This is a genomic window from Akkermansia sp. GGCC_0220, from assembly GCF_017566105.1.
Lineage (GTDB): Bacteria > Verrucomicrobiota > Verrucomicrobiia > Verrucomicrobiales > Akkermansiaceae > Akkermansia > Akkermansia massiliensis.
On sequence record NZ_JABFCI010000006.1, the window covers coordinates 17072 to 29563 of the forward strand.

At 57.4% G+C, this 12492-nt stretch carries 6 protein-coding genes; 3 read left to right on the top strand and 3 right to left on the bottom strand.

Annotation, left to right across the window (positions count from 1 at the left end):
• Positions 1–23 precede the first annotated feature (23 nt).
• Complete coding sequence (locus tag HJW02_RS05840) at positions 24–968, top strand: type I phosphomannose isomerase catalytic subunit (RefSeq protein WP_102721904.1); 945 nt, start codon at positions 24–26, stop codon at positions 966–968.
• A gap of 147 nt (positions 969–1115) precedes the next feature.
• Positions 1116–1847 carry an N-acetylmuramoyl-L-alanine amidase gene (locus tag HJW02_RS05845; RefSeq protein ID WP_022396581.1) on the top strand — a complete coding sequence of 244 codons (732 nt, stop codon included), beginning with the start codon at positions 1116–1118 and terminating at the stop codon, positions 1845–1847.
• A gap of 795 nt (positions 1848–2642) precedes the next feature.
• On the opposite strand, the gene HJW02_RS05850 is transcribed toward HJW02_RS05845, so the two are convergent.
• Positions 2643–4043, bottom strand: a complete 1401-nt coding sequence (locus tag HJW02_RS05850; protein ID WP_102721963.1) for a glutamate decarboxylase — start codon at positions 4041–4043, stop codon at positions 2643–2645.
• A 472-nt stretch (positions 4044–4515) separates the two neighbouring features.
• Between HJW02_RS05850 and HJW02_RS05855 the strand changes: the two genes are divergently transcribed.
• Complete coding sequence (locus HJW02_RS05855; RefSeq protein WP_102721905.1) at positions 4516–8169, top strand: autotransporter outer membrane beta-barrel domain-containing protein; 3654 nt, start codon at positions 4516–4518, stop codon at positions 8167–8169.
• Between the two features lie 242 nt (positions 8170–8411).
• Here HJW02_RS05855 and HJW02_RS05860 read toward each other — a convergent pair whose 3' ends face one another.
• Positions 8412–8963: a GNAT family N-acetyltransferase gene (locus HJW02_RS05860; RefSeq protein WP_102721906.1), complete on the bottom strand. Its 552-nt coding sequence runs from the start codon at positions 8961–8963 to the stop codon at positions 8412–8414.
• Between the two features lie 4 nt (positions 8964–8967).
• Positions 8968–12492: a DNA polymerase III subunit alpha gene (dnaE, locus tag HJW02_RS05865; protein ID WP_022396577.1), complete on the bottom strand. Its 3525-nt coding sequence runs from the start codon at positions 12490–12492 to the stop codon at positions 8968–8970.

Genomic DNA, 12492 nt, shown 5'->3' on the forward strand with positions numbered 1-12492 from the left:
TTTTACTTGCCCGGCCGTAAAAGATGGCCTACGCTCCCGTTATTACGATGCAGCCTTTTCGATTCCATTCCATCTATCAGCCGCGCATCTGGGGCGGCCAGCACATGAGAACCATGCTGGGCCGGGAACTGCCCGACCGGGAAACGGCCTACGGGGAAGCCTGGGAAATCAGCGACCGTCCGGAAGCCATGAGCACGGTGAGGGAAGGCGAATGGGAAGGAATTCCCCTGCACCGGCTGTGGGAAGAACGGCGGGAAGAACTCTTCGGGCCCGGCTACGAACGTTTTACGCGTTTTCCCCTGCTCTGCAAAATTCTGGACGCCCGTGAGAATCTTTCCGTCCAGGTGCATCCCCCGGAACGCACGGCGGCAGCACGGCGGGGAGAGGTTAAAAACGAGGTATGGTACGTGCTGCATGCGGACCCGGATGCCCTGATTTACGGAGGAATGGAAGAAACCGCTACGCTCTCGGACATCCGCCGGGCGGCGGAAACGGGCCAAATGGAGCAACTGATACGCTCCACCCATCTGGAAAAGGGGGAACATCTTTACATTCCCGCCGGCCTGGTTCACGCCATCGGCGCCGGGCACCTCATTGCGGAGATCCAGCAGAACAGCGACACCACCTACCGCCTTTACGACTGGAACCGGACAGACGCTTCCGGACAGGGACGGGAACTGCACATGGAACAGGCGCTGGATTCCATCGCGGAATTCCGGGAGCTCTGCCGGCAGCCCGGCTACCTGACGGAAATGCCGCATTTCACCACGGAGGAATATCGGCTGGACCAGGGAGAACGATTCACCCAGCCGGACGCCTCCCGCTTCGCCATCTTCACGATTCTCCGCGGCTCCGTGTCCTGGGACGGGAAAACGGCGCGGCAGGGAGAATTCATCCTGTCTCCGGCAAATGCGGACGCCGTCACCGCCGTGGAACCGGATACCGTTTTGCTCTCAACAACGGTTTGAACGGCCCAATATGACAAAAAGCGTGAAGAATTCGGCACAAAGCTAAAGCTTTCACACTTTTTCGTTGCAAAGAAGAAAGGTGAATCTTAGCGTGAACTAAACTTTTCCCGCATCCGTGCTGTAAATCCCCCACCTCCCGGCCGCCGTATGAGCAATATTTCCACCATCGCCACTTATCTTGCCCGTGTTTCCGGACAGCTCCAGCCCATGCTGGAGAAAGTCCAGGGCATGGACCGCAGAACCTTCCTGCTGGAAGCCGCCGCCCTGCTGGCCCTGACCAGTTGTTCGGAACCCTCCGGCAAAGCCGGAATGGCGCCCATGATTTCCTTCAAGCCCTCCGGTGTCCCCGTGGTGAAGCGCTCTCCGCGGCAGCTGCTGGCGGAATGCAACGTCCGGCCGATGTTCATGCCCCGCTCTTCCCCTCTCCGGCAGCGCTCTTCCCGGATGAAGCCGCGCTTCATCACCATGCACAACACGGAAAACCCTTCCGCAGACGCCATGCAGCACGCGCGCGCGCTGAATAACGGAGCCCTGCGCTGCAACTGGCACTACACGGTGGATCCGTATGTAGCCATGCAGCATATCCCCCTGAATGAAACGGGACGCCATGCGGACCGGGGCGGCCCCGGGGACATGTATTCCATCGGCATTGAAATGTGCGAAAAGCGGGGACAGAGCATCGTCAAGACCTTTGACCGCGCCGCCAAGCTGGCCGCCTACAACATGTACGCCCACGATATCCCCCTGCGGAACGTCGTGCCGCATTACTACTGGACCGGAAAACGCTGCCCCCACCTGTTGCTGGACAACGGCAAGCCCGGTTTCAAATGGTCCTGGTTCATTTCCCGCGTGGATTATTATTACCGCTGCATCAGCTAAGCGCCATTCCACGCCTCCCGCTGCATTCCGGATTTGAGGATGGATGGAAGACTCCTGACCGGGGGTGTTCCCTTGCTTTTTGCCGATCGTGTTAAAGCGGCGGGCACAATTTTTTGAATCTATCATTTGCTGCCAGCCGGCAACGCGTCCGCGACGCGGCATCATGTAAGCGGATCAGGGAATCAACAGCCTCCGCGCCGTCCCCTTCCGGTAATCTCCGCAGGGTCTGCAACCCGGCGGCATGAAAAAACAGGACGGTTTTTATCAATCCCGCCTGTCCGGACATGGCGGCAACGCGCCAGGCTTTGAAACGCAGCAATCTTTCACCAAGTAAAGATGGCGCCTCAACCAGGTGGACCCCGCATTTATCCGGAGCCCGCGCTACAATCACCCCCCCACCCTTCCGAAAGAATGATGCAAGGAACCTTGCGGAAGCATGCCTTTTCCCAAACGAAACGGAAAACGCAGGAATAACAAAATCCCCGGTCTTTTTATAAGAAGACGGGGAACGCGCAGGATTTCATGAAGAAACTTGGAAAAACGGCATTCCTCGAATTCCGGAGGGGGAACGGAAAAGTCCGCCAGGTCTCACAAAGCCCCTTTCGGAAACAGTTCCGGAGCAGTCCGCGTTCATCCGCAACAGAAGCCTCCATCACGCTTCCGCCATCCGCGGCGCAGCCGCCGGAGCATAAAAAAACTCCGCAGCCGCCAGGTCCACGCACAAACCTTGACAACTGCGGAGCTGCGCTTACACACACTTATTCATCCAACAAAAATTATTCTGCGGAGCTTCCATCAGGAGTGGTGGAAGGCCGTGCCTTCTTCCGCAGTCATCGGAGAAGTGACCGGGTGTTTCTCGAAGAAATCAACCATGCGCTTGAAGTCTTCCAGGAACAGGTCTGCCAAGTCCTTGGTGAAGCCCTGGCGGACCATCACGCGCATTACCACCGTATCCTGGCAATTGGCAGGGAGGGTGAAAGCGGGCACCTGCCAGCCGCGGGTTCTCAGCTTGTCCGAGAGGTCGAAGAGGGTATAGTTCGTCTTGGCTCCGTCCTTGATGAAGAAACAGACGGCGGGAATGCCCTTTTCCGGATCGCCCGTGCAAATGAATTCGTACGGCCCGAGCTTGGAAACCTCATCTGAAATGTACTTGGCCACTTCATAGGCCTGGGTATGGATGTTGGTATACCCTTCCTTGCCCAGACGGATGAAGTCATAATACTGGCAGATGATCTGTCCGGCCGGCCGTGAGAAGTTAATGGCGAAGTTGGGGATTTCACCGCCAAGATAGTTGACGTTGAAGATCAACCCTTCAGGCAGGTCGGCGATGTCTCTCCATACCACCCAGCCCACTCCGAGCGGAGCCAGGCCGTATTTGTGGCCGGAAGCGCTGATGGACTTGACGCGGGGAATGCGGAAGTCAAAGACAATGTCCGGAGCGCAGAACGGGGCCAGGAAACCGCCGCTGGCGCCGTCCACGTGGATGTCTACACTGATGCCGGTCCTGTCTTCGTAATCGTCCAGGGCCTTGGCAATTTCCGCAGGCAGTTCATAAGCGCCCGTGTAGGTCACGCCAAACGTGGGAACCACCACGATGGTGTTTTCGTCAATCTGTTCCAGCATGCTGTCCACATCCATCTTCCATTTTCCGGGTGACATGGGGATTTCACGCATTTCAATATCCCAGTAGCGGCAGAACTTGTGCCAGCAGATCTGGACGGGCCCGCATACCAGGTTGGGCTTGTCAGTGGGTTTGCCGGCAGCTTTCTGGCGGGCTCTCCAGCGCCACAGGGCGGCCATACCCCCGAGCATGCACGCTTCACTGGAACCGATGGTGGAACAGCCGATGGGTTTTTCATCCTGGCTGGCGTTCCAAAGGTTGGCAATGATGGCAGCACAGCGCATTTCAATAGCGGCTGTCTGGGGATATTCATCCTTGTCGATCATATTCTTGTTAATGCTGATATTCATCAGCATCCTGACCTGCTTTTCATCCCACGTCTGGCAGAAGGTGGCAAGGTTCTGGCGGGCATTGCCGTCCAGCATCAATTCATCGGACACCAACTGGAAGGCGTCCTCCGCACGCATGGCGTAATCCGGGAACTGATCCTTGGGCAGTAGGTTGTCTGCTTCCGGAGAGCCGAAAATGGAATTTTCTGCCCGGGCTGTATCGGGTTTTTGATTTGGATCAAACATGACGGTATCTATTGTTTCATCATTTCCGGGCCAGCCGTGAAAGACCGCCCGCATGAAGGATAGAAGCTTCTACGAACAAAAGTGTTCATATTTCTATTGTCATTCACCCCCGCATAACTTTTCTACAAAAATACAGGAACAAGCTTTATTTTATTATCCATGCGTTACTAAAAATCATTAAATTACAAAATTTGTTATATTTCCTGACCTACACTCATAAAACACCCTATGTATGACACAGGCCATATTTTCACAGATGAGGGGTCCGGACATTTTCAGCTTCAACGGCCAAGCGGAATAATATGTTAGAAGAGCCTTGCGCACAGCATGACATCCGTTGAGAAAAAACGCGCTCAAAAGACTCTTATAGTTTCCAGACACCGGTGCCAGCGCGCGCAAAAGCCCCCACCCGGGCGCCCGGGCAAAAGACGGCTCAGGTCTGGTACCTAACAAAGAACCTTACCGCATACTAATGAAACCAAAATTTGCAGTATCCGCCATCCTTCTCCTGATGACAGCCTCCCTGGCGCAGACGGGAACAGCCCAACAGGCTGAAGACCTCTATCAGGGCACCGTTGTCACGCGCCAGGAGACGCAGGACAGCATCACTTACACCTTGAAGGAGGACCTGAGCTTTTCCGGATTCCGGACGGAAGACACCGTCTTCGCAGGCAGCGTCTTCTTCAATCAGCTGGCAGACCACACCCGGCCCGCCAGCGAGTCCGTCATGACATTTACCGGCACGGGAATGTCCATGAGCTTTGACGATTGTTCCTCCATCCACAGCGACCGCTGGGTCAATGACAACGAAGGGGGAGGCGCCATCCGCGGAGAAACGCTCACCTTCACGGACATGGGCGACCTTTCCTTCAACAACTGCAAATCCATCGTGAATGCGGATACGAATGCCGGGGGCGCCGTGAACGCAAGGGGTGACATCACCTTCTCCCACATGGGCAATATTTCCTTCACCAACAACATGCTGGGTGACGACAGCCAGCAGGGGCAAGCCCTCGGAGGGGCCCTGTTCACGTGGGGAAAGATCGACTTTGAAAATACCAAGTCCATCCTGTTCAGCGGAAACTCCACCGGACACTCGCCCACGAGCGCCCACTCCAACATCGGGGGCGCCATTTATGCAGGCGCGCATGATTCCACTTCTACGGCAACCAAGGCCTACATTCCCGCCGGGGAATATGCGCTGACGTTCCAGAATGTTACCGGAAACATGACCTTTGAAAACAATTCCGCATGGATAGCCGGCGCCATTTACGCTTATGCAGGCGCCGTAGACGGCTACGATAATACCGGAGGCGGCATGAAGATAGCCGGCGTCACCGGAGACGTGATTTTCAGGAACAACCGGGCGGACGCCGGGGAACTGGCCTCCGACTGGAACGGCAACTTCGGCGCAGTATACAGCGGCCAGGACCTGGACATCTCCAACATCGGCGGAGACCTGCGCTTTGAAGGCAACCAGGCCAGCAACAGCGCCGGGGCATTCGGCGTCAGCGGAAACTTCAACCTCAATAACATCGGCTCCATCACCTTCATCGGCAACCACGCGGACAAGACGTATGCCGTAGGCTGGATCAGCAAGGACTGGAACGTCACCAATACGGGAAACATCACCATTTCAGGAAACAGCTCGGACAATCAAATGGGAGGTGTAGCCGTCTTCGGCAATACCACGTTCAGCAACAATGGGGACATCACCGTGGAAGGAAACTCCACCAAGGGTTCCAACGGAGCCCTGCGCTTTTACGGAACGTTCAGCGTGACGGATGCAGGGAACATTTCCCTTTCCGGAAACAGCGCGGACCAGTACAACGGCGCCATTGAGGTGACCGGTAATACCTCGTTCACCCGGACCGGAAACATCTCCATGGACAATAATACGGCGGGCTGGCACTACGGCGTGGGGCAGTTCCACGGGAACCTGTCCTTTGCCAACACGGGAGACATCTCCATTTCCGGCAACAAATCCACGGACTACGGTTATGGCGCCCTCCTGGTGGATGGGAAAACATCCTTCGTCAATACGGGGAAGGTCACCATCTCCGGCAACTCGGCCAAATGGGACGTTGGAGCACTTCAGGGGGCCAACGGCCTGGAGTTCATCAACAACCGCGGCGGCGTGCTCATTGAGAACAACTCTGTGGACGGTGTTGCGGGAGCCATGCTCCTCTATTACAAGGATGCCGTCTTTTCCGCTGACCAGGGGGACATCATCGTGAAAGGCAACACGGAAAAACGCGGCGGGGCCAACCCTATTCTGAACTCCCTGGTGTTTGGAACCAACGGAAGCGCTTCCATGGACAGCGTGGTGCTCCGCGCGCAGGAAGGAAGGACGGTCACCTTCTACGATCCCTTCCGGAATGAAGGCGACGGAGCGGAGTATGACAACATTGTCTATGACTTCAACAAGTCCGAAGGAGTGGATACCACTCCTTACAACGGAACGGCTCCGGAATTCACCGGAACCATCCGCTTTTCCGGAGCGGAGGCGGACAAGCTGATCACCCAGGCCGCCGGAGAAACGGAAGCCGACTGGCAAAACCGGCTGGCGGAGTCCAAGTACTTCAATGTCAGCGGAAAAACCACCTTGTACGATGGTACCCTGATTCTGGAAGACGGTGTGACATACGGCAACAAGGACCTCACCAAAGACTCATCCTTCACTGTGAACAAGGGCGTTCTGGAAATCACGGGAAACAGTTCCGTGAACAGCAGGAACATCACCATTGAATCCGGCGTGACCCTGAGAACCGGAAGGGGCGCCGCCTTCCATGCGGACACGATCGACATCAGCAAGGGCGTCATCTTTGACTTCCGCCCCTTCATGGACGATTACAGCTCCGGACTCAGCATTGAGCAAGCCAACAGCCACACCATGGGCGGCTCCATGGGAGTAGCGGATTCCCTGGAGGATTACGCCCACAAGAGATGGGCCGAGAAGCAGCGCTTCCTGGCCATAGCCATCGGGGAAGCGGCCATTCCCGGAACTTCCGGGGATTTTGACGACATCTATTCCACAGCCACCGGAACCAATACGGTCAACTCCCCCTATACCTACGAAGGGTACTGGACCAAGGAATGGGAAGACCTGGACGGAGACGGAATCAACGACCATCTGTACGCCGTCTGGAACCCCACCGCCGGCATTGAAGAGATTCTCCCGGAACTGGACGGGGCGGACATCGGCAACTCCATGTGGAGCTCCGCTTCCAACATGAAGTCCGTTTCCAATGCCGCTCTGGGCCAGGTGGGCATCACCCGGTTCCTGATGGGTCCGAAGAATAACTTCTGGATCAAGGGAATGGGAGACTTCACCTACCATGCCACCCGCGACGGCATTGACGGCTACGACTACAACGGTGGCGGCTATGCCGTGGGTGCGGACCGCAGGTTCACCCCGAACACCATTCTGGGCGCCGCCTTCGGCAACCTGTACGGCACCAACAAGAGCCGCAGCTGGCCCAGCGAAGTGGACCAGACCTCCTACGTTGCCCTGCTTTACGGAGCATGGAGAAAGCAGCTTGCCCCCAAGGACATGCTGACCATCAGCGGAACAGCCGGCTTCGGATGGACAACCAACAAGCTGGACTCCTATTATGACGGAGGGGCTTCCCACGGCAAATGGCAGAACAGAATGGGCTTCGCCACCCTTCAGGCCACGTGGGACCACAGCCTGAACAAGGGCTGGACGCTCTCCCCCTTCCTGGGAATCGAGTACACCCAGGTCAACCAGAATTCCTTCACGGAAACGGGATATGACGCCCGGCACTTCGACCGCGGGAATCTGAAGAACCTGAGCCTGCCCGTGGGCGTAGGCGTCAGCAAGGCCCTGCAATTCAGCAACGGCGTGCTGTGGGTGAACAGCCTGTCCGTAAGCTACGTGCCCGACGTGGTGCGTGACAACCCGGAAACCAGGGCTACGCGCCTGCTGAACGATTTCAGCTGGACCGCGAGGGGTTCCCGCCCGGACCGGAACGCCGTACGCGTCAATTACAACAGCACCGTCGTCATCAACCCCAAATGGACGGCCTACGCCGGCTATGAATTCGAAGGCAGGAGCAAGTCAACCTACCACCGGGTCAACGCCGGGGTAAGCTACGCCTTCTAAGTCGCGCATGACGGCAGCGGGCACGTTCCGCTGCCCTGCGCCCCCTGCCCAGTCAACGGGCTGCATTCCTCCGGGATTGCAGCCCGTTCGATTTTTTCCGGAAACCGGCAGCAACAAGCGTAAAGAACGCACTGGCCATTTCACCGGAAATGCACGCGTCCGTTGCTTTCCAGGAGGCAGAACAATTAAAAAAATGGACCGGCCGGCCTCCGGCAGGCTACACCGGAAACCCCGTCATGGAATCATGCGTGGGAAGCTTCCCTTACATACAGCACATGCGGATACAGGACGGAATCCGGAGCTACTTTGGGATGGTTGAATTCCGCCGTCTTCCTCATTCCGGCACGCTGCATCACGGCCTGGGAAGGAAGATTCACACAGGCGGTGAAGGAATACACCCGGTCAAGGCCCAACCTAGCAAAACCGTGCTCCAAACAAGCCGTGGCCCCTTCCGTGGCGTAGCCATGCCCCCAGGCTTCCGGCACAAGCCGCCAGCCTATTTCCACACAGGGCGTGAAGTCCGCTTTAAAATCCGCCCAATGAAAACCAAGGAGGCCGATGAGGGAGCCGGAAGATTTCAACTCTACGGCGTACCCCCCGTAACCCTTTTCATCCAGTTCCGCCCGCAGGCGGTCCCACATGGCGCGGGATTCCTCCTCCGTCATGACGGCGGGGAAGAAACGCATCACCCGGGGATTGGCGTTCATGGCCGCAAAAAAGGGCCAGTCCTTTTCCCCCCATGCCCGGAATGCCAGCCGTTCCGATTCCGGCAAGAGCAGTTTTCCTCCCGGCATGGCGCTAGTTGTACATGGAAAGTTCCGTTTCCAGCTCCGGACAGCGGTTCACGCGGAACCGTTCGTCCAGCTCCAAGATTTGACTATGGCCCAGGCTGTCCTTGATCGTGAGATTGACCTTGGAACGACCGGGGTACCTTTTCAGGATGTCCCGTATCTGCTCCAGATTTTTCCTCGTGTGGCGCAGGGGGCTGACAATGATATTCAGAGGGCCCTGGTCCCCGGCCTTGGACTTGCGCCTCCTGCCTCCCAGCGGGTCCACGCTCTGCGCGGCCACGCTCTTGGCGGAAGTGCGGTCATCCTCCCGGATGTTGGCGCGCACGGAGACGAAGACGCCCGGTTCCAGGCCGCCTTCCATTTCCAGGGCCTTTTCATAGACATCCGACCACAGCAGCACTTCAATGCTGCCGGTAAAGTCTTCCAGTGTGAGGATGGCGAATTTCCTGCCTGCCTTGCTGATCTTGGGGATGACGGAGCGCACCATGCCGGCGATCTGGTGCTTCTGCTTGAGTTCGTGCGACTCCAGCGCGTCAATGAGACCGATGCGGGTGTATTTTTCCGCATCAATGACGCCGCGCATGGAGTCCAGCGGATGGCCGCAGAAGTAGGCGCCCAACAGATCCTTTTCATCCCCCATGCGCTGCTCCTTGGACCATTCCAGAACAGCAGGCTCATCCTTCACCCTGGGAGCTTCAAAAGTCATGTCAAACAGGGCGCCCTGCCCCAGGGCCTTGTCCTTGTGCACCTGGGATGCGCCGCTGAGGGCCAGGTCCACCCGCTCAAACAGAGCGCAGCGCGGTTCCAGCGTCCAGTCCAGCGCTCCCGCGCGAATCAGGGATTCCAGAATCTTCTTGTTGACGGATTTGGAATCCAGCCTGTTGCAGATGTCCTCCATGCTGGTGAATTCCCCGTTTCTTTCCCTTTCCTCCAGAAGAATCTGCATGGCTCCTTCCCCCACATTCTTGATGGCCGCCAGTCCGTAGCGCACGGCCAGCTTGCCGGAAGGCGTTTCCTCCGGAGTGAATTTGAGCATGGATTTGTTCACGTTGGGGGGCAGGATTTCAATGCCCATGCGGTTGGCTTCCTGAATGAACACGCCGATCTTGTCGTTGTTCGCTTCATTGGACATCAGGCCACAGAGGAATTCCACCGGGAAGTGTGCCTTGAGGTAGGCCGTCCAGTAGGAAATATGGCCGTAACAGGCGGAGTGGGATTTGTTAAAGCCGTACCCGGCGAATTTTTCAATCTTGTCAAAGATGGCCGTAGCCGTCTTTTCATCAATCTGGTTGGTTTTCCAGCACCCTTCCACGAAGTGGGCCTTTTCCTTGGCCATTTTTGCAGGGTCCTTCTTGCCCATGGCGCGCCTCAGCAGGTCGGCCCCGCCGAGCGTGTAGCCCGCCAGCAGCTTGGCCGCCGCCTGAACCTGTTCCTGGTAAATCATCACGCCGTAGGTCTCTCCGCTGACCTGTTCCAGCAGCGGGTGTTCATACACCACCTGGCGCAGCCCCTTCTTGACCTCGATCATTTCATCCATGAACTGCATGGCTCCCGGACGGTAAAGGGCCAGCAAGTCAATGATGTCTTCAATCTTCTGGATGCCGTAGCGCCGACAGGTATCCACCATGCCGCCGGATTCCAGCTGGAACACGCCCATCGTGTCCCCCCTGTTCAGCAGGTCCAGCGTTTCCCGGTCATCCAGGGGCACGGAATCCAGCTTGAAGTCCGGCACGCGCCAGCGGGCGTATTCCTCCGCATCATGCATGACGGTCAGGGTTTTCAGACCCAGGAAGTCCATTTTCAAGAGACCCACTTCATAAATCGCGCTCATGTCGCACTGGGCGACGACGGCTGCATGAGGATCAGACAGGTCGTCACGGGTGAGCGCCACATGCTCGTCCAGCGGACGGTCACCAATCACGACGCCCGCCGCGTGCACGCCCACGTTGCGGATCAGCCCTTCCAGGCGCGTCGCATAACCCCAGAGCTCCGCGTATCCTTCATCGGAGGCGATCAGCTCCCGCAGTTCCTCACTGCTCTTGTAGCTGGACTGGAGGGTTACCTTGGGACCGGGTTCAATCAGCTTGGAAATGCGGTCTCCATCCGCGTAGGACATGTCCATCACGCGGGCCACGTCCCTGAGCACGGACTTGGCGCCCATGGTGCCGTACGTGATGATGTGGGACACGGCGCGCTCCCCGTATTTCTGCCGCACATAGTCAATCACCTCCGGACGGCGCGTCTGGCAGAAGTCAATGTCGATATCCGGAGGGCTGACGCGCTCCGGGTTCAGGAAACGTTCAAAGATCAGCCCGAACCGCAGGGGGTCGATGTTCGTGATCTTCATGGCATACGCCACCAGAGAACCGGCGGCGGAACCGCGGCCGGGCCCCACGGGAATGTCATGGTCCTTCGCCCAGTTGATGAAATCCGCCGTAATCAGGAAGTAGGAGGGGAATTTCAACTGGTTGATAATCCCCAGCTCATAATCCAGGCGGTCGCGGAGTTCCTTGTCCTTAGCCACGCGTTCCTTGCCGTACCGCTCCTCCAGTCCTTCATAGCATACCTTGCGCAGGTAATCCTCACGCGTGGAGCCGTCCGGAGTGCCGAATTCCGGGTATTTTTCCGTACTGGCGGAGTCCAGCTTGATGGTGACGTTGCACCGTTCCGCGATTTTCAGCGTGTTTTCCACGGCGTCCGGATAGTCCCTGAACACCTCCCTCATTTCCTCGGGGGATTTCAGGTAGACTTCCGTGGAGTAGCGCATGCGCTTGGGAGAAGCCAGCTTTTCGTTGGTGCCGATGCAGATCAGCACGTCGTGCATATCGTGGTCCTCCTTCCGGAGGAAGTGCACGTCGTTAGTAGCTAGAATGGGGGTATTGGTCTTGCGGGCGATGCGCACCAGCTCCGGCAGGCATTTTTTCTGCTCCTCCATGCCATGGTCCTGAAGCTCCACAAAAATGTTGTCGTCCCCGAAGATATCCTTCAGCGCCAGGAGGGCTTCCTCCGCCTTTTCAGGCTGGTCATTGAGCAGCCATTCGTTCAGCGGCCCGGCAAGGCACGCCGTACAGCAAATAAGACCTTCATGGAATTCCCGCAGGGTTTCCATGTCCACGCGGGGCTTGTAATAAAAACCTTCCAGATGGGACCGGGATACCAGCTTGACCAGGTTCTGCCAGCCGGTTTCATTTTCCGCCAGCAAAAGCAGGTGCGTATATTTGCGGCGCCCGGGAAGCTGTTTTTTCACGCCGATGGGCGTGGGGGAAAGGTATACCTCGCAGCCGAAGATGGGCTTCACCTCCTGCTTCTGCGGTCCTTCCGGATGTTCCTTGTTCCAGGCGGCCACGGATTTGTTAAGGCTGTTCGCCTCCATGACCAGCTCAATGGCCCCGAAGAGGTTGCCGTGGTCCGTGATGGCTACGGCCGGCATTCCCATGCGGGAACATTCGGCAATGAGGTCCTTGATATGGACTGCGCCGTCCAGCAGAGAGTATTCCGTGTGATTGTGAAGATGTACGAAGGAACCGGGCAT